The sequence below is a fragment of the Xanthomonas sp. NCPPB 3569 genome (assembly GCF_041475645.2).
Classification (GTDB): Bacteria; Pseudomonadota; Gammaproteobacteria; order Xanthomonadales; family Xanthomonadaceae; genus Xanthomonas; species Xanthomonas phaseoli.
Genome location: NZ_CM192969.1, coordinates 83,731 through 106,577, shown reverse-complemented (window position 1 = coordinate 106,577; position 22,847 = coordinate 83,731). Strand labels below are relative to the sequence as shown.

Genomic DNA, 22,847 nt, shown 5'->3' with positions numbered 1-22,847 from the left:
GTCAGCCACGCGCGAAGGTGCGCATCAGCGGGGCGGCGCGAGCAATTCGCGTGCGCTCAGGTAGCCGTCGCCATTGGCATCCTGCCGCGCGAAGCGCGCGATCAGGGTGGCGCGATGCGCCGCATGGGTGATCGGCTTGCCGCGGCGGCCCGGCAGTTCATCGCCTTGCAGCACGCCATCGTGATCGGTATCGCGTTGGTCGAAGGCATAGCTCATCCAGGCCAGATATTCGTCCAGGCTCACCCGCCCATCGCCATCGGTATCCATGCGCTGCAGATATTGCTGGCTGTCCTGCACCTGGGCCTGCGCAGCAACCGCCGGCAGAAAGGCGCACCACACGCCCAGCACGGCCCGCACGATCGCGCCACGCGCCCGATGTACATGCATCACAGCGCGCCTGCCGCCCGGGTTACGCACCACTCAGCGCATACCCCTTGAGCCGCGCCGCATACGCCTGCAACGCGGCATTGCCGCTGGCCTCGGCCTCATGGCACCACTGCTGCAATTGCCGGAGCCGCTCGGACGCATCGTGGCTGCGCGCTTCCAGCACCGCGGTCAGCCGCGCACGGTACTCGACCAGCGTGCGCATGCGCGGGCGCTGCGCCACCCAGGCCTGCAACTGCGCCCGCGCGTCCGGCTTGAGCCAGCGCCCATCGTCGACCAGGCCCTTGCGCAAACGACGCGGCAGCAACTCGCGCAGCTTGGCGCCGGTGGCAGCCGCCTCTTCGCGCAACGCCGGCTTGAGCACGTTGCGCTGGTAGTCGGTCATAGCCTGGAAGCGGTGCGAGAGCAGCGCCTTGAGCGTGTCGGCATCGGGCACGGCGATATTGGGGCGGATATCCAGCGACGGCGCCACCCGCAGCACCTTGGCCAGGCCCAGTGCCTGCAGGCCGCAGATCGCGATCCAACCGATATCCAGCTCCCAACGCCGCATCGAAAACCGTGCCGAGCTCGGGAAGGCATGATGGTTGTTGTGCAATTCTTCGCCACCGATCCACAGCGCCCACGGGGTGAGGTTGGTGGAGGTGTCGGCCGATTCGAAATTGCGATAGCCCCACCAGTGGCCCAGGCCGTTGACCACACCCGCTGCCCAGAACGGAATCCACGCCATCTGGATCGCCCACAACGCGATGCCGGGCAACCCGAACAGCACCGTGTTGATCACGCCCAACGCAATCGGGCCGGCGTTGGCGTGCGGCGTGTACAGATGCCGCTCGATCCAGTCGCTAGGCGCGCCCTTGCCGTACTGCTCGATATCGGCGCGCTGCGTGCGTGCTTCGCGGTACAGCTCCACGCCGCGCCAGAACACCTGCGAGATGCCCTTGGTCTGCGGGCTGTGCGGATCTTCCTCGGTTTCGACCTTGGCGTGATGCTTGCGATGGATCGCCACCCATTCGCGGGTGATCATCGAGGTGGTCAACCAGGTCCAGAACCGGAAGAAATGCGCGATGACCGGATGGAAATCCACACCGCGATGCGCCTGGCTGCGATGCAGGTACAAGGTCACCGCAAAAATGGTGAGCTGGGTGAACACCAGCAGCACCGCCAGCATGCCCCACACGCCCAGCCCTGCCACGCCGGAAGTCAGAAAGTCGATGATCGGATCGGACAACATCGGCATCTCCACAGTAGCGCTCCCCATTCGATGCAGACATGATGGGGGCGATCGCGGCAAACTTCACCCTTCGGATGCGTAGGGTTGCACCTACATTTCTAAAGCGATTCAGACCCCGTCCCCACTTCCGTCTGCTGTCACCCGTATGACTGTTGCTACCGAAAACGCTGCTGTTTCTGCTGCTGTCGCCAACGCCGCCCCGCTGATCGAACTCGACCAGGCCAGCGTGATGCGCGGCCAGGTGCGGGTGCTGCATGCGCTGAGTCTGCGCATTGCGCTGGGGCAGCACACCGCGATCCTGGGCCCCAACGGCTGCGGCAAATCGTCCTTCATCAAGCTGATCACGCACGAGCTGTACCCGCTGGCGCGCGGCGACGGCCAGCCCGCCGTGAAGGTGCTGGGACAAACGCGCTGGCAGGTGGATCGCCTGCGCTCGCAACTGGGCATCGTCACCGGCGATCTGAGCGTCAACCTGGCCGACATGCCAGGGCTGGATGTGGAAAGCGCGGTGCTCTCCGGATTCTTCGCCAGCTCTGTGGTGCCGCCACATCGCGAGATTAGTCACGACATGCGTGCACGCGCGCGCGAAGCGCTGGCGCTGGCGCGCGCATTGCCGCTCGTGGACCGGCAATTTGCCGAACTGTCGGCCGGGGAAACCCGCCGGGTGCTGATTGCGCGTGCGCTGGTCAATCGCCCGCAGGCGTTGCTGCTGGACGAACCGTCCACCGGGCTGGATCTGGTGGCGCGCCAGCACCTGCTCGAGACGATGCGGCACCTCGCCCATCAAGGCATCACGCTGGTGCTGGTGACCCATCACATCGAAGAAATCGTGCCCGAGATCGAACGGGTGATCCTGCTGCGCGCCGGCAAGGTGGTGGCCGACGGCACGCGTGAGGCGCTGCTCACCGATGCCAGCCTGTCGGCCGTGTTCGACGGCCCGGTGCGGGTGCAGCGCGATGGCGAGCGCTGTTGGGCGACAGTGGGCGAGTAGCCGACACTCCGCCCGCAGTTCGCGCAGGGCGTGTCCTTGCACGAGCTGCCGACGATGCTCGGCAGCGCGATGGCCAAGCGCGCGCCGGATGCGCGCATGACCTCCTCACAACCACGCTTTCCAGGCATGACCTTGGACACGGGACGCCGCCGCCGCGCCTGCGCTTAGACTCGCCGCACACACAGACAGGAGTCGTCCCGATGGCCCAGTGGTATTTCCATAACCCCGGACAGGCCGACCGTCTCGGCCCCCTCGACGATGCCAGCGCCCGCGCGCACGCGCAGCGCCACCCCGATGCGCTGGCCTGGCGCGACGGGCTCGATGGCTGGACGCCGGCCCGTCAGCTGACCGAACTGCAGGGCGGCGCTAGCGCACCGCCGCCGTTGACCGGCATGCACGGGCGCGCGGATGAAATCGACTACCGCATTGTCGGCAACGACATGCAGTTCGTCGAAGTCGAGCTGGACCCGGGCGAGAGCGCCATCGCCGAGGCCGGTGCGCTGATGTACAAGGACGCGGCGGTGCAGATGGACACCGTGTTCGGCGACGGCTCGCATGCCGGTCAAAGTGGCGGCGGGCTGATGGGCAAGCTGCTGTCGGCCGGCAAGCGCGTGGTCACCGGCGAAAGCATGTTCACCACCGTGTTCACCCACGCCGGCAGCGGCAAGGCCAAGGTCGCCTTCGCCGCGCCCTACCCGGGCACGGTGCTGGCGCTGCGCCTGTCCGAGCATGGCGGCCAGCTGATCTGCCAGAAGGACAGCTTTTTGGCCGGCGCGCGCGGGGTGTCGCTGGGCATCGCCTTCCAACGCAAGATCCTTACCGGCCTGTTCGGCGGCGAGGGCTTCATCATGCAGAAGCTCGAAGGCGACGGCTGGGTGTTCGTGCATGCCGGCGGCACCGTCGTCGAACGCGAGCTGGGCCCGGGCGAGCGCATCGACGTGGATACCGGCTGCGTGGTGGCCTATCACGCCGGCGTGGACATGGACGTGCGCCGCGTTGCCGGCCTGAAGAGCATGTTCTTCGGCGGCGAAGGCGTGTTCCTGGCCACCCTCACCGGCCCGGGCAAGGTCTGGCTGCAATCGCTGCCGTTCTCGCGCATGGCCGGCCGCATGCTGCAGGCCGCCCCGCAAGCCGGCGGCCAACAGCGCGGCGAAGGCTCGGTGTTGGGCGGCCTGGGGCGGTTGCTGGATGGCGATAACCGGTTTTGATCGGGTGTCGCGGCGGGCGGGCGTGATGGCGATTTGGATTCGGGGGGCGAAGCACGCGTCGTGGCGCTTCTGAAGGCGCATGGCGGCGTTTGTCGCTCCAGGCATCTGGCATGTGCTGGGGCATACCCTGGTCCGGCGCGTTGCGCCAGCTCCTGCTCCATGAAGCAGGAAACTGTCCCGGCGGGAGAAGGCAGGCGACCGGGCCGTTGGTGCAATGACGGCACCCTGGCCGCAGCCACGTCCATCGCCGCACGGAACCGGAGCCCTCTCCCGGCGGGGCGAAAAGGCAGGGCGAGCGCGCCATCGGCGCGCCTGCCTTCGAGCGCCCACGCGCCGCAAGGCGGGGTTGGGGTGAGGGTCCGGGCGAAGCCACAGGTGGAATGGGACGGCATCAGGTGCCGCTCATACCCTCGTCCGGCGCTACGCGCCACCTTTTCCCGCGGGGAGAAGGAAGTGCAACGCCTGCAAAAGATGCTGTTCCGAATGAATTCCACTCACGCCACACCAGCGCAGCAGTGACAGCGCGCGTGTATTCTCCCTCGCCTTTCCCATCGACGTTCTCGCCATGATCGCGCTCCGCTGCTCCCGCTCGCTCGCCCTGTTGTCCATGCTCGGTCTGCTCGGCGCCTGCGGGGGCGAGCCGCGCCCGGCGACACCGGCGCCGGTGGTGCAGGCACCTTCGGCCGCAGCCCCCAAGCCCATCAAGATCGGCGTGGCGCTCGGTGGCGGTGCGGCCAAGGGCTTTGCGCATATCGGGGTGATCAAGATGCTCGAGGCCAACGGCTTTGCGCCGGTGGTGGTGTCCGGCACCAGCGCCGGCAGCGTGGTGGGCGCGTTGTATGCCAGCGGCATGGATGCGTTCCAAATGCAGGAAAAGGCCGTCGCGCTCGACCAGACCAGCATCCGCGATGTGCGGCTGTTTTCCGGTGGCTTGGTGCAAGGCCAGAAACTGCAGGACTACGTCAACGAACAGCTCGGCGGCAAGCCGATCGAAAAACTGCGCAAGCCGTTCGCAGCGGTCGCCACGCGTCTGGAAGATGGCGAACGTACCGTGTTCGTGCGCGGTAATGCCGGCCAGGCGGTGCGCGCGTCCAGCAGTATCCCGGGCGTATTCGAGCCGGTGACCATCGGCAACTATCACTTCGTCGATGGCGGCGTGGTCAGCCCGGTGCCGGTGGATGCGGCGCGCCAGTTGGGTGCCGAATTCGTGGTGGCGGTGGATATTTCCAGCAAGGCCAGCGGCAAGAATCCGGGGGACCTGCTGGGCACGGTGAACCAGTCGATCTCGATCATGGGCCAGCGCCTGGGCGAGGCCGAACTCAAACGTGCCGACGTGGTCATTCGCCCCAAGGTCAACGATATCGGCTCGGCCGATTTCAACCAGCGCGGTGCGGCGATCCTCGAAGGCGAGCGCGCCGCAATGGCGGTGATGCCGCAGATTCGCGCCAAGATTGCGCAACTGCAGGCCGCGCGCAGCAGCGCAGTCCGGACCGCCGCCGATCAGGCCAAGGCGGCCAAGCAACAGGCGTACGAGCGCTGCCTGGAACAACGCTCGCGCTGGGAAAAATTGCGTGGCAAGGATGAGGGCTGCGTGGCGCCGTAAGGCGGCTGCGCTGGAGGAATGGATTGCGGCCGGATGCGGCCGTGGGCGGGGCGCGCATGCACGCAAGGACTCCGCCGGCGATGCCTGTGGCGCACGCCTGCCGGCCAGTCGCATGCAGCTGCACAGTCGGTCCGCTGGATGTCGTGGGTGCTCGGGCCAGATGTCATCGGGACGGCATCGCGGCCGGGGCCGCTTCTACAATGGCCTGTGCCGCAGCCCTCGCTGTTGCGGCATGCGTGTGGGCCAAGGGGCGTGCTGGTGGGTGCCTGGTCGCAATGAATGCACCCCACGTGGGGCCTGCACCCGACGTGGTGGCTGGTGCGGACGGCGGGCTTGGCCGAGTCGTGGCAGTTGAGGGCCAAACGTCATCGAGATGGCGTCGTGGCCGAAGGCTCGACGACGAAGACCTGCGTCGCTGCACTGCGCTTGCCGCGTGGTTGCACTGCGCTTGCTACGTGGTTGCACCGCGTTTGCAGGAGCGACCTGCTCGCGATGCCGTCCCGGTCACCACACCGCACGCATCGCGCCGTAATGCGCGTCGCTCGGCCGCATGCCTCACTCAGGCGTCTGCATCGCCCACGACCTCAATACCGCCAACGCAGCGACACGCTGACAAAGCGCGGTTCGCCGTAGTTCTGATAATCCAGATTCGCCCAATAGGTCTTGTCGAACGCGTTACGAACCGCCAGCGAGGCGGTACACTGCTCGCTGATGCGGTAATTGGCGTTCAAATGCACCAGCGCGTACGGGTTCTGCACCACGGTGACCGGCGTGGTGGCGCCGGTGCCGTCGCCGGTGGGGCGTGCGATATTGAAGCCGCGTACCGCGCTCTGCCAACTCACGCCACCGCCGATGCTCAACCGGTCCCACGTCCCCGGCAGGCGCCACTGGGTGGAGAGTTGCAGATAGTCTTCGGGCAGGTTGGCGTAGATCGCATCGGTGGGCGCGCGCGTCACCTTGACGTGGGTATAGCCGGCGTTGATGGTCCAACCGGGCAACACTTCGCCATTGAAGTCCACTTCCCAACCGCGGCTCTTGGTGCCATCCACGCCGATGTACGCCGAGCTGCCATCTGGTAGCGAAGCTTCCGGCTGGGTCATGTCGCGCACCGCGTAGTTGTCCTGCTTGGCTTCGAACACGGCGGCGGTGGTCATCGCGTGGCCATCGAACAACTGCGCCTTGATGCCGGCTTCCAGGTTGGACCCTTCCACCGGCGCGAGCAGGGTGTTGTCCTTGTCGCGGTAGTTCTGCGGGTTGAAGATTTCGGTGTAGCTGGCGTAGACCGACACCTCCGGCACGATGTCGTACACCAGGCCGACGTACGGGGTGACTTCGTCGCTGACTTCATAGCGGCCGCTGGTGCCGGTGTAGCGGCCGCTGGCATTGAACGCCTGGGTGCGGGTTTCCCAGGAGCTCAGCCGCGCGCCGGCAATCAACGACAGCGGGTCGGCCAGCCGCAAGCGCGTGGAGGCATACACGCCGCGCTGGGTGGTGCGTGCGTCGCGTCGGGCGCCGGTGCGCGTGTAGCTCACCGCGGACGCGTCGCCATTCCAGTTACGGATGTTGGGAATGAAATAGCACCGTTCGCTGCCGCAGGTGGTCCAGTCGTCGGGATAGGTCTGCGCCAGGGTATAGGTGGTCGATTGCAGGTCCTGCCAGCTGCCGCCGATCACCACGTCGTGCTGGCGGCCGAACAAGGCGAACCCGCCGGACAGGTACACGTCCACGCTATCGCGCGTGTCCTGCGTTTCGCCAGCGTTGGCGCGCAGAAACACGCCGCTGCCATCGGCGGCCGGGTAACCGGTGCCGTAGACGCGCAGGCTCTGCACGGCGCCCTTGGTGTGGGCGGCGTTGACGCGCAGCAACCAGTCCTGCCCGAAGCGCTGTTCCAGGTTGGCGAATGCCGTGCTGGTGTCGCGCTGCCAGCGTGTCCATTCCGGCGCCATGTTGGTCGAGCGCGACAGGTTGGCGAAGGAGCCGTCGGCCGCGAAGAACGGCACCGTGCCCCAGGTCGAACCGACCGGGCTGTTGTCCTGGCGCTGGTAGCCCACGGTCAGCGTGCTGCTGTCGGTCAGGTCGCCTTCCAGCACCGCCATGCCCGACATCTTGTTGTCGTGGTAACGGTCGTAGTAGTAATCGCGATCCTGCCAGGCGGCCACCACGCGGCTGCGGAAGCGTCCGTCTTCGGTCAGCGGCGCGTTGACGTCGGCCTGCATGCGGCGGAAATCCCAGGTGCCCGCACTCACTCCGAACGAGGCGTCGAAGTCCTTGCCCGGGCGCTTGCGCAACAGGTTCACCGTGGCCGAGGGAATGCCCGCACCGGTGAGCAGGCCATTGGCGCCGCGGATCACTTCGATGCGGTCGTAGAAGACCGTGTCGTATTCCTGATTGGTGGCGCCGCTGTAGGTGGGCAGGCCATCGACCTGGAAGTCGGTGATCTGGAAACCGCGCGCGAAATACAACGGCCGCTGGGTGTCGTAGAACGACACGTTGACGCCAGTCACATTGCGCATCACATCGTCGATGCTGAACAGCGATTGCTCTTCCAGGCGCTGCAACCCGATCACGCTCACCGACTGCGGGGTTTCCTGCAGGGTCAGCGGCAGCCGCGTGGTGGTGGCCGGTTGCGCGCGGCTCACCGTGCCATTGACGCTGACCTGGTCGAGCGTCGTGGCGTTGGTCGCATCGGCGGCGTCGGCGGCATGGGCAGCGGGAGCCAAGGTCGACAGCGCGCACAGCAGCGCAGCAGACAACAGGCCAAGGGGAGCGATGGCAGCAGACATGGGGCGTTCTCGTCGATCGCTGCGGACGCAGCGCGTCACGCAACAGGGAAAGGCACAGGCACACGCGGGCGTCCACTCGAACCGGCTGGCTGACCCTGCGCGGGCTGGCGATGCGACACGAACGACATGGCCGGACGCGGCCAAGATGTGACGCAAATGTAAATCGTTATCGTTTATGTGGCAAGCAGCACGTTTCTGCGTTCGCCTGGGAAGCGGCCGCGCGCGGCGCCCTTGCCGGCTGCGGCTTGCGCGCGGCGCCCTGCGCTATCGCCACATGGCTGATCTGCACTTCAGGCCAGATGCGACAACGGCAGACCTTCCGGCGCCTTCACCGTGCGCAGCACGAAGCTGGAATTCACATCCGATACGCCGGTGGCATTGAGCAGGCGATCGAGCAGGAACCGCGAGAAGTGTTCCAGGTCGCGCACCTGCACCTGCAACAGGTAATCCATGTCGCCGGTCAGCGCCCAGCACGCCACCACCTCGTCCCAGCCGCGCACGCCCTCGGCGAAATGCTCGATGTCGGCCTGCCCGTGCTGCTCCAGCTGCACGCGCACGAACGCCTGCAAACCCAGCCCCAGCGCGCGCGCGTCCAGGCGCGCGCCATAGCCGGCGATGATGCCGGCCGCCTCCAGCCGCTGGGTGCGGCGCAGGCACGCCGATGCCGACAGATTGACCTGCACGGCCAGCTCCGCATTGCTGCTGCGGCCCTGCGTCTGCAGCAGGGCGAGCAGGCGCAAATCGGTGCGGTCCAGGGCGATGGGTTGATCCATATGTTGCGCAGCAGCAGACCAAGACGCACGAATCTTGCGCCAATCCGCTTATGGCACGCAAGATTCGCAATCCCGTTGCGCGCGCGTCCGGCTAAGGTGACGGCTGATCACCCGGGAAGTGCCGCTGCATGAAGAACGCCCCGCAACGCGTCGAAAACCAGCTCACCGACAAGGGCTATGTGCCGGTCTACACCACCGCGGTGGTGGAGCAGCCCTGGGACGGCTACAGCACCGACGATCACGCCACCTGGGGCACCTTGTATCGGCGCCAGCGCGAGCTGCTGGTCGGTCGGGCCTGCGACGAGTTCCTGCAGGCGCAGGACGCGATGGGCATGGGCGATACGCACATCCCGCGCTTCGATGCGCTCAACCAGGTGTTGCAGGCCGCCACCGGCTGGACCCTGGTCGGCGTGCAGGGCCTGCTGCCGGAGCTGGATTTCTTCGACCATCTGGCCAACAGGCGCTTCCCGGTGACCTGGTGGATCCGCCGGCCCGATCAGATCGATTACATCGCCGAACCGGATCTGTTCCATGACCTGTTCGGCCACGTGCCGTTGTTGATGAACCCGCTGTTTGCCGACTTCATGCAGGCCTATGGCCGCGGCGGGGTCAAGGCGCACGGCATCGGCCCGGACGCGCTGCAGAACCTCACCCGGCTGTATTGGTACACCGTGGAATTCGGTCTGATCGACACGCCGCAGGGCCTGCGCATCTACGGTGCCGGCATCGTGTCGTCCAAGGGCGAATCGCTGTATTCGCTGGAATCGCCGGCACCCAACCGCATCGGATTCGACCTGCAACGCATCATGCGCACGCGCTACCGCATCGACAGCTTCCAGAAGACCTATTTCGTCATCGACAGTTTTGCGCAGCTGATGGAGGCCACCGCGCCGGACTTCACCCCGATCTACGCCGAGCTTGCACAACAGCCGCAGGTGCCGGCCGGTGATGTGCTGCCGAGCGATCGGGTGATCCAGCGCGGCAGCAGCGAGGGTTGGAGCCGCGACGGCGACGTGTGAGGTCGCGGCTCCGCTGGCGCGGCACCAACCGCCGTACGCCGCGGTGCCGCGGGCACGCTGCCGCGACGTAGCCTGCACCGACTCGACACCACCGCCAACGCGCACTAAGGTCGAACCTCCCCACATCGCCTTCGCTCAATGGACCTGACGCATCTGCGCATCCGGCGCTTGGAGCTGGACGACACCCGCCTGCTGTTCACCCTGGCCAACGGCATCCGCATCGACGAGCCCATCCAGGCGCATCGGCTCCTGCTCAAGGCATCGCCGCCACAACGCGCGCAATGGCAGATCACCGAAGACGGCTTCGGAGTGAACTGGCCCGCAGTGGCGCCCCCCACCCCGGAAGGCCTGCTCAACATGCCCGAATTGCTGTGGCGCCGCCGCGCTGCCCGTGTGCAGGCCAAGCTCAGCCAATCGCGCGGGCGCATGGATGCGCTGTCGCCGGGCGAGCGCGAACTCATCGCGCTGGCGCGGCTGGATGCGGACATGAACGAGAGCGGCTACGCCCGCTATTTCGACCGCTGGGATGCGGCGACCCGCAGCGATGCATTGCGGGGGCTGGCCGCCATGGGCGCCGCGCAAGCGCGCCAGGCCATCGAAGGCCTGGGCGCAGTGTTCGAGCGTCTGGAAGAAGACCCGAATCTGCTCAGTATCGAAGACATTCTCGATGCCATGAGCGACACCGACCGCCAACGCGTGGATGGTTGGGAAGAGGTCTACTACCGCCGTTCGGCCGAACTGGCGCGCCTGGGTCTGACGCACTACGGGGTGGACAAGGCCTGACGGCTGGAACGCGTGCACCGCCGGATGTCGGCGGCGAACACCACTGACGCGGTTTGTGGGCCGGCGCAATTGGCTGTCTGCTGTCGCTGATCCGCCGCAGCCTTCTGCACGTGGAAGCAGGCGACCCGCACGCTGGCCATGCCTGATTGCAACGCAGCCCCAATGAAAAAACGCAGCGCTTCGTTGCAGCCGCGCTGTCTTGGCGCGAGACTTACTTGGATGCGGTGTACGCCAGCAACAGCACCAGCGGTTCTTCGCCGGTTTGCTGCAGGGCGTGCGTGCTGCCCGGCCGCGTCAACAATGCATCGCCGGCAACGACCTGGTATTGCTTGCCGTCCAGCGCATATAAGCCGCGCCCGCTGACGATGTAGTAGATCTCGTCCTTGTCGTGCAGATGCAGGCCGATGCCGGCGCCTTTGTGCAGCACCCGCTTGCGCAGCACGAACGTCAGATCCGGGGCGTCGGCAAAAAACGGATAGGCGGTGGTCGGGCCGGCGCCACCGTGTGGGCCCGGTTGGCGACGCGCAAGATCGCGTTCGTGTGCGATCAACGACGGATGCGGTTGTGCGGCGCGTTGCGCAGCGGTGTCGGGCGCAGCACCGCAATCGGCGTCGCGCCGCAGCTGCGCCTTGAGCGTCGGCTGCAGTTGCACCCACCCCTGCACTACCAGGCAGGCGATGGCGGTCGCGCCGGCACGGCTGAAGTGGGTCCCGTCGGCCTTGCCCTGTTCGGGCACGAACAGGAAATACGGTTTGGCGGCCTGCTCGCCGAGCGCGCGGATCCAGTCGCTGGAACTGGCGTTGAGATCGATCAGCTCCACCTGGTCCTGCGCGGCAAGTTGCTGCATCGCCAGGGTGTAGCGACCGTGCGTGTCGAGCAACGCGCCGAAGTCGTACAACAGCCGGGCGGCCGGCGTGATCAGGATCGGCGTGGCGCCTTTGTCGCGCGCAGTGGCGATATAGCGGCGCAGGAACTGCACGTAATCGGTCGTGGGATCGGTGTAGCGCGTGGGGTCTTCGCGTTTGGCATCGTTATGACCGAACTGGATCAGCAAGACATCCCCGCGCTGCAGTTCTCTTGCGATGGCATCCAGCCGCCCTTCGGCAATGAAACTGCGCGTGCTGCGGCCGCCCTTGGCATGGTTGTGCACCTGCCACTGCGCCGGATCGAACCAGTCCTGCAGCAGTTGGCCCCAACCGGCTTGCGGGGCGCGCTCGGCACCGTATTCGGCAGCCGTGGAATCGCCGGCGATGAAGATGCGCTGTGGCGCGGCGTGGGCGATGCCGGTGCAGAGCAACAGCATGGCGATAAGCAGTCGATGCATGAGGGGCTCCGCTGAGTGCACGTGCGGTTACTTGCTGTTGTTGCGGTTTGCGATCCGTATCGACGCATGGGGCGCATGCGTGGTCTTGGGCGATGCAACTGCGCTTTGCGCGCTCACTGGGCTCGGCAGAGCGACGCGTTGATGCCGTTGCTGAGCGATGCAATGGTGTGACCGTTCGTCGATGGTTCGGCGCGTGCGCCTAGCTGCCTGGATTGGCTGTCTTCCGCCGTACCCCCACCCCAACCCCCGCTCCGCGCCCGAGCCCACGCCCACACCATGCGGCGTGGGCGCTCGAAGGCGGACGCGCCAATGGCGCGCTAGCCCTGCCTTTTCGCCCCGCTGGAAGCGGGGCGACGTGCGTGCAGGCGTGTTGCCTGCGTGCGCGTAGTGGCACTTCAGTCACCGAGGCGTCAGAGGTCGACATTGCCGGATCAAGCGATGCCCCTGATGAAACGCCTTTCTCCATCAAGGGCCCGCTTGGGCTTGCGATGCATGAAGCTCAGACGATCTACTGCATCGTGGTACTGGCACATGCCTGCTCTGTAAACAAGATCAGGCATGCGCGTGCAGCGTGACTCACGCAGCCGCCGCCTCGGTCTTGCCCAGCACGCCGGCAACGAAGTTGCGGATTTCTGCATCCTGCGCGTTGTCGAAGAAGCACTGCTGGAAGCGCTCGCCGCCGACGGCCTGCTTGATCAGCTCCGGGTCGATGGCGCGCAGGCCGTCCAGGTACGACTTGGCGGTGGCCTGCTTGAGCTGGGTCAGGATGCCGGCGTTGGCCTGCTGCGATTCGCGACGCTCGGCCGGGTAACCCATGCCGCGCTCGCCGCTGAAGGCCTTTTCGAAGATGTAGCGCACGTTGATTTCCGCACCCCAGCCGTAGCCCTTGGCAAACGCCAGCGACAGCGCGTTGCCGTTGTTGACCTGGGCGAACAGGTAGGCGTCGGTCGGCTCGATGCAGTAGCCGCAGAACACGCCCGGGTGCGCATTGAGCGACATCATCGCGCCCTGACCGGTACCGCAGCCGGCCACCACGAAGTCCACCGCCTTGGAGTTCAGCAGCAGGCTGGCGACGATGCCCAGATGGATATAGGTCAGGCGGTGGTCGTTGTCGCCGTCCATGCCGACGTTGAACACGCTGTGGCCCTGCTCGCTGGCGACGTCGTTGAGCTGCTGCAGGATCACCGGGTTCTTGGCGGCCTGACTAAACTCATTCATGAGTGCGATTTTCATGGGAATGCTCCGATTGGGTTGGGGAAGATCCTTAAAAGGATTGTTGCCAGGTCGCGATGATGCGTGCCTTTGGTTGCCGTTTTTTCAACTGCCGGCGCATTGTTTCGTTGCAGTGATCAAGGCGCTGATGCAGTCGGGAAGGCAGATTGCCGCGAAGCACATTGGCAGTTGATTGATGTGCGTGTGGCCGACCCTCATCCGCCCTTCGGGCACCTTCTCCCGCAAGCGGGAGAAGGACACCACAGCGCAGCAACACCATGGGCGGCGGCGCGCGTTGGAGGGTGCGCGTCATCGCCGTGCGATCTGGATCAGCGCGCCAGCCAGCCACCGTCGACCGGAATGATGGCGCCGTTGACGTAGTCCGACGCGCTGCTGGCCAGGAACACCGCGGTACCGCCCAGGTCGGCCGGCACGCCCCAGCGCGCGGCCGGGATGCGGTCCAGGATGGCCTTGTTGCGGTCTTCGTCGGCACGCAGCTGCGCGGTGTTGTCGGTGGCCATATAGCCCGGTGCGATGGCATTGGTGGTCACGCCCTTGCTGGCCCATTCGTTGGCAAGCAGGCGGGTGATGCCGGCGATGCCCGACTTGCTGGCGGTGTAGGACGGCACGCGGATGCCGCCCTGGAACGACAGCATCGAGGCGATGTTGATGATCTTGCCGCGGCCCTGGGCGATGAAGTGACGGCCTGCGGCCTGCGCCATGAAGAAGGCCGACTTCAGGTTGACGTTGAGCACGTCGTCCCAATCCTGCTCGCTGAAATCCACTGCGTCGGTGCGACGGATCAGGCCGGCGTTGTTGACCAAGATATCCAGCCCGCCGAGGCCGGCGATGGTCTCGTCGATGATGCGCTGCACCGGCTCGATGCTGATCAGGTTGGCTTCGATGGCGATGAAGCGGCGGCCCAGCGCCTTGACCTTTTCTTCGGTCTCGGTGGGCGCCTGGATGCCGGCGGCAGCGATGTCGGCACCGGCTTCGGCTAATGCCAGCGCAATGCCCTGGCCCAAGCCGGTGTTGGCGCCGGTGACCAGTGCGACCTTGCCTTCGAGACTGAACGGATTGCTCATTACCTTATCGCTCCTGCTGGGTGTGCGGTGGTGTGCTGTGAGCCGCGCAGTGCGCGGACGATTGCGTCTTATGAGTGGGGTTGCGCCACAAGCCCTTGCATCGCGCCGGCGTTGCTGGCCCCGGCTTGAACACAGCGGTGTCATGGCCGCGGCCGTCTGCATGCAGGCGCATGGATGCAGGCCTTACTTGAGCTGGCAGATATCCAGCACGTGCATGTCGGTGTAATCCAGGTTTTCGCCGCCCATTGCCCAGATGAAGGCGTAATTGCTGGTGCCGGCGCCCATGTGGATGGACCACGGCGGCGACACCACCGCTTCGTTGTTCTGCATCACGATGTGGCGCTGCGCATCGGGTTCGCCCATGAAGTGGTAGACGCGGTCGTTGGCGCCCAGGTCGAAATAGAAATACACCTCGCTGCGGCGGTCGTGCAGATGCGGCGGCATGGTGTTCCAGACGCTGCCGGGCTTGAGCACGGTCAGGCCGAGCAACAGCTGCGAGGACGGGCAGGTGGCCGGCACGATGTACTGGTAGATGGTGCGCTCGTTGCTGGTTTCCAGCGCGCCGCGCTCCAGTGCCACCGCATCCTTGATCGAGAGTTGCTTGGTCTCAAAGCGCGCATGCAGGCAGTACCGTCCACGGTCACCGTCCCGGTGCCTGCGCCGACATTGAGAATGCCCAGCTCGCGACGCTCCAGAAACGGATGCCCGGCGGCCGATGCCGGCTCGGTCTGTTTCGGCAGTTCCAGCGTCTTGCCCAGCGGGGCGGCGCCACCGAGCACGAAGCGCTCATAGTGGGTGTACTTGAGCGTCACCGCGTCGTCCACGAACAGCCCATCGAGCAGGTACAGCTCGCGCAGCGCGTCGTTGCTGGCGCCCTTGATGGCGTCGGGATGGGTGGCGTAGTGCGTTTTGCAGTACAGGGACATGGCACTTCTCCAAGGCAAGCGAGGGGGAACATGGGCTTGCAGGGGGCTAGTCTACCGACTCTGGTTAACCGGTGTCATTGCGCAGTGCACGAAAGACGGTGTGGGGCGGCGAGGACTGTCCACTTCCTTCTGCCGTCGGGAGAAGGGGGCCGTAGCGCCGGATGAGGGTCCGAGGCTGCACGCTGTGTTGGGAGGTAAGGCGCAATCTGCACGTGAAGGTTGCCGGCGATCGGCGCCGGCCTGGGCTCTTAAATGGCTGTCTGCCGCCGTACCCTCACCCCAACCCCTCTCCCGCAGGGAGAGGGGCTTTGATCCTTCTCCCGTCGGGAGACGGTGGCGCGTGCGTCGGATGAGGGTCCGAGGCTGCGCGCTGTGCTGGGAGGCAAGGCGCAATCTGCACGTGAAGGTTGCCGGCGGGCGGCGCGTGCCTGGGTGCTCGGATGGCTGTCTGCTGCCGTACCTTCACCCCAACCCCTCTCCCGCAGGGAGAGGGGCTTTGATCCTTCTGCCATCGGGAGACGGTGGCGCGTAGCGCCGGATAGGGTCCGGAGGCTACGCACTTGTGTTGGGAGGCAAGGCGCAATCTGCACGTGAAGGTTGCCGGCGGTCAGTGCGTGCCTGGGTGCTCAGGTGGCTGTCTGCCGCCGTACCCTCACCCCAACCCCTCTCCCGCAGGGAGAGGGGCTTTACAGCCGCGACCGCGGACTGCCTTCCCCCGCCTGCGGGGGAAGGTGCCCGTAGGGCGGATGGGGGCCAGCCGTTGGCCGAACGCAGCGTGTTCCTTCTTCCTGCGAAGAGGTGGCGCGTAGCGCCGGCTAAGGCGCGGCGCGCGGCGCGCGGCGCTCAATCTTCCGGCGGCTGGCAGGAGTCGCGCACGATCAGGTGCGGGCGCACGCTGGCGGTGGGCAGCTGCGGCGCGTTGTCGGGCTGGATCAGCATCGCCGCGGCAGTACGCCCGGTGTCACGGGTGTGGCGGCGTACCGAGGTCAACGGCGGCCACAGCCGCGAGGCCAGCGAGCTGTCGTCGTAGCCGATCACCGAGAGCTGGCGCGGGATGCTGATGCCGGCGCGCAGCGCCACCTTGTAGATACCGGCGGCCATTTCGTCGTTACCGGTGAAGATGGCGGTGGGGCGCTTCTTGCCCAGCAGCAGCTTTTCGGCGGCGGCCACGCCCGATTCGAAGGTGTAGCCGGCTTCGACGATGCGCTCGGGCGGCAGTTCGATGCCGCGACGGGCCAACGCGTCGGCAAAGCCGGAGGTGCGCTCGATCGAGGAGCGGTAGGCGCTGGGGCCGGTGACCAGGGCGATGTCGCGGTGGCCCAGCGAGAGCAGGTAATCGGCCGCCTCCGCTGCCCCGTCGCGGTCGTGGGTGATCACCGTCTGCGAGGTGGTGTCCAGCGCGATCGAGGCGATGCGGGTGTAGCGGCACCCGATCTCGGCCAGCATGTCGGCCAGTGCCTGGTCTTCGGAGGCGCGCGGCACCAGGATCACGCCGTGCAGCTTCTGCGCCTGCGCAAAGCGGCGCACGCCTTCGATATAACCGGGACTGCGGCTGTCGCAGGGGTGCACCACCAGCTCGAAACTGGAACCGCGCAGCGCGTCCAGCGCGCCGTACTGCATGTCCACGATGTATTGCGCGGTGGGGTTGTCGTAGACCATGCCGATCAGGAACGAGCGCCGGAACGCCAGCCCGCGCGCCAGCGGATCCGGCGCGTAGCCGACCTCGCGCATCAGCGCCTCGACCTTCTCGCGCGTGTCCTGCCGCACCAACGGCGAGTTATTGATGATCCGCGAGACGGTCTTCTTGGACACGCCCGACATCCGCGCGATGTCGTTGATCGTTGCAACCCGGCCCTTCGGCAGGCCAGGCATTCCCTCTTCAGGCATCTTGCGGGCGGGCATAGCGGTCAACCAGTAAAGTTGATTGGATTCTACCGGCCAGACGGCCGGCAGACCTGAGCGAAGCCTGCCGCTGCACCGGGTCCGCCGTGCCGGGCCTGCCACGGCAGGCAGCGCCACGACATGCCCGCCGATGCAGAACGGTCAGTCCAGGGCGCGGTAGCGGAAGTTGCGGAATTCCACCTGGCCGGGGCCTGCGGCATACAGGGCCGGTTTCAGGGCCAGGAACTTGCCGGCCACGTTGTGGTGGTAACCGGACACTTCCATCTGCACCGGGTACTTGGTCCACGTCTTGCCGTCGGCACTGCTGTGGATGGTGACGATGTGGCGGTTGTTGGTGACGCGCAGCCACAGCGTGCCGCCGTTGGCGCTGGGTGCCAGCGTACCGGGGCGTTCCTCGCCGTAGCGGTGCATGACGAAGTTCTCGCCATTGCTGCCGACGCCGGCGTAGAGCTTGTCGCTGTAGAACAGCAGCGCCCCGCCCTGCCCGCCCGGCGACACGGTCATCTGCACCTCGAACTGGTAGGCCGGGTCGGTGGCGATCACCGTCAGCGGCGAGGCATCGCGCGGCGCGGTGCCCTTGCCCTGCAGGCGCAGCACGCCATTGCCCACCTGCAGGCGCTTGGCTTCGTCGGCAGCCGGGTTGAAGAACGCCCACTGCGGGCCCAGCCTGGCGGCACGGAAATCGTCCGACAACGCCATGCCGTGCTGCAGCGCCTGCCCGCTGGGTTTTTTCAGCGGGGTGCCCAGATCGCCGCCCTTGGCGACGAACCAGCCGTCCGTGGTCCATTCGATAGGGTCCAGCAGCGCCTGCCGACCCAGCGTCCAGTAGCCGTGTTCGTAGCCGTGGTAGAGCATCCACCAACGGCCGTCGGTGCCTTCCACCAGGGTGGCGTGGCCGCGCGACCACCACGGCTCATCCGCACTTCTGGTGCGGGTGATCGGGTTGTTGGGCGCGTTTTGCCAGGGGCCGTGGATCGAGCGCGAACGCGCAGTGATCACCATGTGCCCGGTCGGCGGGCCGGCGGTGCCGCCCACGGCGGTGGTCATGTAGTACCAGCCGTTGTGGCGAGTGATCTTGGGGCCTTCCTGGGAGTAGCCCTCCACGTCCCAGCTTTCCGGGTATTTCCAGCCGTCGTAGACATGCTTGGGCGTGCCGACCGCCTTCAAGCCGTCATCGGACAGCTGCACGTAATCGCCGCCGCTCAGGAACAGGTAGCGCTTGCCGTCTTCGCCCACCGCATGGCCGGGGTCGATGTACTTGCCCAGGCCGATGTCGATCGGGGCGCTCCATGGGCCGGCGATGTCGTCGGCCCACACCACGAAATTGCTGCGCCCGCCCTGGTCGCCCCGCCGTGCGGGGAAATAGATGTAGTAGCGCTTGCCGTGCTTGATCAGGTCCGGCGCCCAGATCGCACCCACATTCTGGGTGATGGCGTGGCCCAGCGGCTGCCAGTTGACCAAGTCGCGCGAGTGCCAGATCGGCAGGCCCGGGTACGCATCGAACGACGACAGCGTGAGGTAGTAGTCGTCGCCATCCTTGAGCACCGACGGGTCGGGATGGTCGCCGGCCAGCACCGGATTGAGGAAGCTGCCGTTGCCCTGGTCGGCGATGCGCTGGTGTTCGATGCCGCGCTTCCAGTCGGCCGCCGCGCTCAGGCCGGCGCACAGCAGCAAGCCGCCGGCCATCAGCCAACGCCATCGGGATGAAACGGGACGCACACGCATGCTCTCTCCTAGTCCCGGATGCCGGGCGTTACCACGATGGTGCGTCATGCCACCGGTTAACCAGATGCGGTAGAGCCCTCCCGCCGGCAGCGATGCCCGACGCGCCTGCCTGTGGAGGGCAGGCGATCGATACCACGCGAACAAGCCGTACCGATCACCCGTCTGCCAGTGACGCAATCACGCAATCGCCCAGGCTCAGGCGCGCAGGGCGCGCGGCAGCCACAGCGACAACTCAGGAAAAAACGCCACGATCAACAGCACGCACAACGCCGCCAGCCAGAACGGCCAGATCGTGCGCATGCTTTGCGCGATGGTGATCTGCCCGATGGAGGTGCCGATGAACAGCACCGAGCCGATCGGCGGGGTGATCAGGCCGATACCGCCGGCCAGCACCATCACCAGGCCGAAGTGGATCGGGTCGATGCCGTAGGCCTTCACCACCGGCAGGAAGATCGGTGTGCAGATCAGGATCTTCGGCGCCAGGTCCATGAACATGCCCAGCAACAGCAGCATCACCACGATCATCAACAGCACCATGTTCTTGCTGTCGGCAATGGCTTGCAGGAACTTCACCGCCGCCGCAGGCACCTGCAGATAGGCCAGCAACCAGCCGAACACGGCCGCCGTGGCGATCACGAACAGGATCACGCCGGTGGTGCGCGCGGCATGCGTGACGGCGGCGAAGAACTCGGCCCAACGCAACTGGCGATACAGCAATGCGGTGACGATCAAGGCGTACACCACGGCAATGGCGGCGCTTTCCACCGCGGTGAAGATGCCGGCGCGAATCCCGATGAAGATCAACCCCACCAACCCCAGGCCGGGCAGCGCACCGATCAGGCGCAAGGCCACCGCACGCCACCCAGGAAAGGCTTCGGTGCCGTAGCCGCGATGACGCGCCACTGCATAGCCGGTCACCATCATCGCGGCGGTCATCAACAACGCGGGGAAGATGCCGGCCGCGAACAGATCGGCAATCGACAAGCCGCCACCGGCCGCGGCCGAGAACAGGATCAGGTTATGCGAAGGCGGCACCAGCAAGGCCACCAGCGCGGCGGTCATGCTCACGTTCACCGCGTAATCGCGGTCGTAACCGCGTTTGATCATCTGCGGAATCATGGTGCCGCCGACCGCCGAGACATCGGCAATCGCCGAGCCGGAGACGCCACCGAAGAACAGCGACGACAGCACGCTGACCTGGCCCAGACCGCCGCGGACACGCCCGACCAAGGACGAAGCCAAGGCGATCAAGCGTTCGGAAATGCCACCGCGCAGCATCAGCTCGCCGGCGAAGATAAACAGCGGAATCGCAATCAGCGACGCCGAGCCGCTACCGGCGGAAATCTGCTGCACCAATACCACCGTGGGTAGGTCCAGATACAGCAGCGTGGCCAGTGCCGCCGCGCCCAGGGCGTAGGCCACCGGCACGCCGATCAGCAGCAGCACCACGAAGGTGCCCAACAACATGGCGATGCCCATCAGCGCACTCCTCCGACATGGACCGGGCGCAGCACACGCCACAACTTGTACAGGGCGAACAGCACCATCAGCGCACCGCCGATCGACAGCGGCAGGTAGTTGATGCTCTGAGGCATCTGCGCGCCGGCCATCTTGATATCCAGGCCATCGATCAGCAGCGCCGCGCTCCACCACGCCAGCACCGCACCGATGGCGAGGATCATCAGCGGGCGAATCACTTCGAACATCTTGCGCACCAGCGGCGGCACGTGTTCGCCCAGCAGGTAGAAGCCGAAGTGGCGATTGGTATGCACGCCGGCCGCCGCGCCCAGGCTCAGTGCGGTGCTCAGCAGCAACAGGGTCACCGGCTCGGTCCAGCTGGGCGAGTCGTTGAGCACGTAGCGGGTGAATACCTGCCAGCCCTGCACGACCACCAGGCCCAGCAGCGCCAGCGAGGCCACGCCAATGGCAATGTCGGAAACGCGGTCCAGCGCGCGCTGCAACGGCGCGACCGTGACGGCAACAGTTTCGGGTTCGGTCATCGGGACACCTCTATGCGAAATCGCGGATGCGGCGGTACAGCGCTTCGATCTCCGGCTGCTTGCGGTATTCGGCCAGCAGCGGCGCGGCAGCGGCGCGGAACGCCGGCATGTCGACCTGGTTGAGCTTCACGCCGTAGTCGATCACCTGTTTGCGCGCCACCGTCTCGGAGGCATCCCACAACGCGCGCATCACCGGCACCGACGCGCGCGCCAGTTCCACCACCAGGCCGCGATCGGCCGCGCTCAGCGATTGAAAACTCTTGCGCGACATCACCAGGATGTCCGGCGCGTAGGAGTGCTCGCTCTGCGACCAGTAATGCGCCGCTTCGAAATGGCGGCTGGACTGGAAGCTGCGCATATTGTTTTCCGCACCGTCGATCATGTGCGTTTCCATCGCCGAGAACGTCTCGCCCAGCGACATCGGCGTGGGGTTGGCGCCCAGCATGCGCATCAGCTTGAGGAAGATGTCCGAGGAGGCCACGCGCAGTTTCAGGCCCTTGAGATCTTCCGGGCGGTGCAGCGGATGCTTGGTGTTGTAGAAGCAGCGCGCGCCCGAATCGTAGATGGCAAGACCGACCAGGTCGCGCTGCTCGAAGCTGCGCAGCACGCTGTCGCCGACATGCCCGTCGATGGCGCGACGCAGATGCGGTACCGAATCGAAGACGTACGGCAGGCACAGCGCTTGCGTGAGCGGGAAGGTGTTGTTCAACGCGCCCGAATACACGCGGGTGATGTCGATGGCGCCGAAGCGCGCCATGTCGATCGCCTCCGATTCGCGGCCCAGTTGGCCGGAGTGGTACTGGCGCAGCCTGAGCCGGCCATTGGTGCGTTGTTCCAGCTGCTTGCCGAACCAGCGCACCGCTTCCACGGTGGGGTAATCGCCGACGTGCACATCGGTGGCTGTGAGCAACTGCCCGCCGGGAATCGGCGTGGTGGCGCCGGCACCCCACCAGGGGGCAGCAGCAGCGGCGCCGAGCCCGGCACCAAGAAAATGTCTGCGTGTGATCATTGGCGCCCTCCCAAGCGTCTGGTCACGGGGTCCGCGGTTAACTGGCGGACACGGCCGTACAGGAAATGTCGCCGATGCCGGCGAAGCGAATCAGGGCAAGCTGCCCCACTTCGATGTCGTGGATGCCGGTGGCATTGCCGGTGGCAATCAGATCACCGCGCTTGAGCGGGCGCCCGCGCTGTGCCGAACGGCTGAGCGCGAATGCGTAGGCCGCGCGCAGGCCGCCCGGCAGCGTGGTGGCCCCGCCGGTGCCGACCACCTGGTCGTCGATCAGCGTCTGCGCAGTGAGCGCAGCCTCGTCGCGCGCCAGCCAATCGGTTACTTCCGGGCCCAGGATCAGGCCGTTGTTGTTGCCGAAATCCGAAATCACCACCCGCGGGCCCAACTGGTTGATGGTGGCCAGCGGGCTGCTGGCGATCTCCACCCCGATGAACAACGTCGCCGGCAGCTGCGCGGCCTGTTCCGGGGTGAAGTGGGTCTGCTCGGCTGGGGCATCGGCGCCGAGCACCAGCACATATTCCGCTTCCACCGCACCGAAGCCGCCGACGAAGATCGGGAATTCGGTTGTTCCACCGGTAGCATTCCAGACCTTCTGAGAGAAGATCGGGCCGAGCAGGCGTTCGTCGCCGGACGCGTCGCGGCGCTCGGCGGCGATATACCCCACCTTCCAGCCGACGACATGGTCGTGCCACTGGCTGATGGCGATGTCCTGCACCTGGTAGGCGGTGACCAGATCGTCGGGGATTTGCCCGGGAAAGTCAGGCAGCGATACCCCTGCACGGCGTGCTTCCACAAAGCGCTGGGCGATGGCGGACAGCGTGGATGTGGACGATGGCGGAGTGGCGGCGTCGTTGCTCAAGGGTATCTCCCCGATAGGTGTTTTGTTGCA

General features: G+C 66.2%; 19 protein-coding genes and 1 pseudogene. 6 read left to right on the top strand and 14 right to left on the bottom strand.

The window, feature by feature from the left end; all coding sequences use genetic code 11:
• Window positions 1-24 precede the first annotated feature (24 nt).
• Both ACCQ03_RS00410 and ACCQ03_RS00405 read right to left on the bottom strand, forming a co-directional pair.
• On the bottom strand, window positions 25-387 hold the full coding sequence (locus ACCQ03_RS00410; protein WP_057678499.1) for an EF-hand domain-containing protein: 363 nt from the start codon (window positions 385-387) through the stop codon (window positions 25-27).
• Between the two features lie 22 nt (window positions 388-409).
• Entirely contained in the window at window positions 410-1,615 is a 1,206-nt protein-coding gene (locus ACCQ03_RS00405; RefSeq protein WP_057678498.1) for a DesA family fatty acid desaturase, read from the bottom strand.
• Between the two features lie 145 nt (window positions 1,616-1,760).
• On the opposite strand from ACCQ03_RS00405, the gene ACCQ03_RS00400 reads away from it, so the two are divergent.
• The 3 genes from ACCQ03_RS00400 to ACCQ03_RS00390 all read left to right on the top strand — a co-directional run bounded on the left by ACCQ03_RS00400 (window position 1,761) and on the right by ACCQ03_RS00390 (window position 5,417).
• Window positions 1,761-2,606: an ABC transporter ATP-binding protein gene (locus ACCQ03_RS00400; RefSeq protein WP_209227436.1), complete on the top strand. Its 846-nt coding sequence runs from the start codon at window positions 1,761-1,763 to the stop codon at window positions 2,604-2,606.
• Window positions 2,607-2,806: 200 nt separating this feature from the next.
• On the top strand, window positions 2,807-3,814 hold the full coding sequence (locus ACCQ03_RS00395; RefSeq protein WP_057678491.1) for a TIGR00266 family protein: 1,008 nt from the start codon (window positions 2,807-2,809) through the stop codon (window positions 3,812-3,814).
• Between the two features lie 565 nt (window positions 3,815-4,379).
• Window positions 4,380-5,417, top strand: a complete 1,038-nt coding sequence (locus ACCQ03_RS00390; protein WP_017157369.1) for a patatin-like phospholipase family protein — start codon at window positions 4,380-4,382, stop codon at window positions 5,415-5,417.
• Between the two features lie 584 nt (window positions 5,418-6,001).
• Here ACCQ03_RS00390 and ACCQ03_RS00385 read toward each other — a convergent pair.
• Both ACCQ03_RS00385 and ACCQ03_RS00380 read right to left on the bottom strand, forming a co-directional pair.
• Complete coding sequence (locus ACCQ03_RS00385; protein WP_209227435.1) at window positions 6,002-8,200, bottom strand: TonB-dependent siderophore receptor; 2,199 nt, start codon at window positions 8,198-8,200, stop codon at window positions 6,002-6,004.
• Between the two features lie 290 nt (window positions 8,201-8,490).
• Window positions 8,491-8,973 carry an Lrp/AsnC family transcriptional regulator gene (locus tag ACCQ03_RS00380; RefSeq protein ID WP_003490476.1) on the bottom strand — a complete coding sequence of 161 codons (483 nt, stop codon included), beginning with the start codon at window positions 8,971-8,973 and terminating at the stop codon, window positions 8,491-8,493.
• Window positions 8,974-9,101: 128 nt separating this feature from the next.
• Between ACCQ03_RS00380 and phhA the strand changes: the two genes are divergently transcribed.
• Together phhA and ACCQ03_RS00370 are read left to right on the top strand one after the other, a co-directional pair.
• Window positions 9,102-9,992 (top strand): phenylalanine 4-monooxygenase, encoded by an 891-nt coding sequence (gene phhA, locus ACCQ03_RS00375; RefSeq protein ID WP_209227433.1) that lies wholly within the window; start codon window positions 9,102-9,104, stop codon window positions 9,990-9,992.
• 138 nt (window positions 9,993-10,130) lie between these two features.
• A complete protein-coding gene (locus ACCQ03_RS00370; protein ID WP_057678488.1) occupies window positions 10,131-10,775 on the top strand; it encodes a DMP19 family protein in 645 nt (214 codons plus the stop codon).
• Window positions 10,776-10,986: 211 nt separating this feature from the next.
• Here ACCQ03_RS00370 and ACCQ03_RS00365 read toward each other — a convergent pair whose 3' ends face one another.
• Window positions 10,987-12,120 carry a GDSL-type esterase/lipase family protein gene (locus ACCQ03_RS00365; protein ID WP_170922361.1) on the bottom strand — a complete coding sequence of 378 codons (1,134 nt, stop codon included), beginning with the start codon at window positions 12,118-12,120 and terminating at the stop codon, window positions 10,987-10,989.
• A gap of 555 nt (window positions 12,121-12,675) precedes the next feature.
• Window positions 12,676-13,332, bottom strand: a complete 657-nt coding sequence (locus ACCQ03_RS00360) for an RpiB/LacA/LacB family sugar-phosphate isomerase (protein ID WP_017154952.1) — start codon at window positions 13,330-13,332, stop codon at window positions 12,676-12,678.
• On the opposite strand from ACCQ03_RS00360, the gene ACCQ03_RS00355 reads away from it, so the two are divergent.
• On the top strand, window positions 13,316-13,504 hold the full coding sequence (locus ACCQ03_RS00355) for a hypothetical protein (RefSeq protein ID WP_158011203.1): 189 nt from the start codon (window positions 13,316-13,318) through the stop codon (window positions 13,502-13,504). The two genes, ACCQ03_RS00360 and ACCQ03_RS00355, sit on opposite strands and share 17 nt — an antisense overlap.
• A gap of 136 nt (window positions 13,505-13,640) precedes the next feature.
• Here the strand turns inward: ACCQ03_RS00355 and kduD are convergent, their stop codons facing one another.
• The 8 genes and pseudogenes from kduD to ACCQ03_RS00315 form a co-directional block, all read right to left on the bottom strand.
• Window positions 13,641-14,396, bottom strand: coding sequence for a 2-dehydro-3-deoxy-D-gluconate 5-dehydrogenase KduD (kduD, locus tag ACCQ03_RS00350; RefSeq protein ID WP_057679969.1), 756 nt, complete (start codon window positions 14,394-14,396; stop codon window positions 13,641-13,643).
• 183 nt (window positions 14,397-14,579) lie between these two features.
• A pseudogene (locus tag ACCQ03_RS00345) lies at window positions 14,580-15,322 on the bottom strand (5-dehydro-4-deoxy-D-glucuronate isomerase).
• A gap of 843 nt (window positions 15,323-16,165) precedes the next feature.
• Window positions 16,166-17,224 (bottom strand): LacI family DNA-binding transcriptional regulator, encoded by a 1,059-nt coding sequence (locus ACCQ03_RS00340; protein WP_017159605.1) that lies wholly within the window; start codon window positions 17,222-17,224, stop codon window positions 16,166-16,168.
• A gap of 141 nt (window positions 17,225-17,365) precedes the next feature.
• Window positions 17,366-18,949, bottom strand: coding sequence for a family 43 glycosylhydrolase (locus ACCQ03_RS00335; protein WP_057678716.1), 1,584 nt, complete (start codon window positions 18,947-18,949; stop codon window positions 17,366-17,368).
• Window positions 18,950-19,144: 195 nt separating this feature from the next.
• Window positions 19,145-20,428, bottom strand: a complete 1,284-nt coding sequence (locus ACCQ03_RS00330) for a TRAP transporter large permease (RefSeq protein WP_008574485.1) — start codon at window positions 20,426-20,428, stop codon at window positions 19,145-19,147.
• The gene (locus ACCQ03_RS00325; RefSeq protein ID WP_057678717.1) at window positions 20,428-20,949 is read right to left on the bottom strand and encodes a TRAP transporter small permease; all 522 of its coding nucleotides are present in this window, start codon (window positions 20,947-20,949) and stop codon (window positions 20,428-20,430) included. Before ACCQ03_RS00325 ends, ACCQ03_RS00330 begins: the two co-directional genes overlap by 1 nt.
• 10 nt (window positions 20,950-20,959) lie before the next feature.
• Window positions 20,960-21,958, bottom strand: coding sequence for a TRAP transporter substrate-binding protein (locus ACCQ03_RS00320; protein WP_057678718.1), 999 nt, complete (start codon window positions 21,956-21,958; stop codon window positions 20,960-20,962).
• A gap of 37 nt (window positions 21,959-21,995) precedes the next feature.
• Window positions 21,996-22,817 carry a 2-keto-4-pentenoate hydratase gene (locus ACCQ03_RS00315; RefSeq protein WP_057678719.1) on the bottom strand — a complete coding sequence of 274 codons (822 nt, stop codon included), beginning with the start codon at window positions 22,815-22,817 and terminating at the stop codon, window positions 21,996-21,998.
• Window positions 22,818-22,847 lie beyond the last annotated feature (30 nt).

What these genes read in the sequence shown, in the direction of transcription:
- ACCQ03_RS00410 (WP_057678499.1), bottom strand. Translation starts at nt 387, where the DNA reads ATGCATGTACATCGGGCGCGTGGCGCGATCGTGCGGGCCGTGCTGGGC.
- ACCQ03_RS00405 (WP_057678498.1), bottom strand. Translation starts at nt 1,615, where the DNA reads ATGTTGTCCGATCCGATCATCGACTTTCTGACTTCCGGCGTGGCAGGG.
- ACCQ03_RS00400 (WP_209227436.1), top strand. Translation starts at nt 1,761, where the DNA reads ATGACTGTTGCTACCGAAAACGCTGCTGTTTCTGCTGCTGTCGCCAAC.
- ACCQ03_RS00395 (WP_057678491.1), top strand. Translation starts at nt 2,807, where the DNA reads ATGGCCCAGTGGTATTTCCATAACCCCGGACAGGCCGACCGTCTCGGC.
- ACCQ03_RS00390 (WP_017157369.1), top strand. Translation starts at nt 4,380, where the DNA reads ATGATCGCGCTCCGCTGCTCCCGCTCGCTCGCCCTGTTGTCCATGCTC.
- ACCQ03_RS00385 (WP_209227435.1), bottom strand. Translation starts at nt 8,200, where the DNA reads ATGTCTGCTGCCATCGCTCCCCTTGGCCTGTTGTCTGCTGCGCTGCTG.
- ACCQ03_RS00380 (WP_003490476.1), bottom strand. Translation starts at nt 8,973, where the DNA reads ATGGATCAACCCATCGCCCTGGACCGCACCGATTTGCGCCTGCTCGCC.
- phhA (WP_209227433.1), top strand. Translation starts at nt 9,102, where the DNA reads ATGAAGAACGCCCCGCAACGCGTCGAAAACCAGCTCACCGACAAGGGC.
- ACCQ03_RS00370 (WP_057678488.1), top strand. Translation starts at nt 10,131, where the DNA reads ATGGACCTGACGCATCTGCGCATCCGGCGCTTGGAGCTGGACGACACC.
- ACCQ03_RS00355 (WP_158011203.1), top strand. Translation starts at nt 13,316, where the DNA reads ATGAGTGCGATTTTCATGGGAATGCTCCGATTGGGTTGGGGAAGATCC.
- ACCQ03_RS00360 (WP_017154952.1), bottom strand. Translation starts at nt 13,332, where the DNA reads ATGAAAATCGCACTCATGAATGAGTTTAGTCAGGCCGCCAAGAACCCG.
- kduD (WP_057679969.1), bottom strand. Translation starts at nt 14,396, where the DNA reads ATGAGCAATCCGTTCAGTCTCGAAGGCAAGGTCGCACTGGTCACCGGC.
- ACCQ03_RS00340 (WP_017159605.1), bottom strand. Translation starts at nt 17,224, where the DNA reads ATGCCCGCCCGCAAGATGCCTGAAGAGGGAATGCCTGGCCTGCCGAAG.
- ACCQ03_RS00335 (WP_057678716.1), bottom strand. Translation starts at nt 18,949, where the DNA reads ATGCGTGTGCGTCCCGTTTCATCCCGATGGCGTTGGCTGATGGCCGGC.
- ACCQ03_RS00330 (WP_008574485.1), bottom strand. Translation starts at nt 20,428, where the DNA reads ATGGGCATCGCCATGTTGTTGGGCACCTTCGTGGTGCTGCTGCTGATC.
- ACCQ03_RS00325 (WP_057678717.1), bottom strand. Translation starts at nt 20,949, where the DNA reads ATGACCGAACCCGAAACTGTTGCCGTCACGGTCGCGCCGTTGCAGCGC.
- ACCQ03_RS00320 (WP_057678718.1), bottom strand. Translation starts at nt 21,958, where the DNA reads ATGATCACACGCAGACATTTTCTTGGTGCCGGGCTCGGCGCCGCTGCT.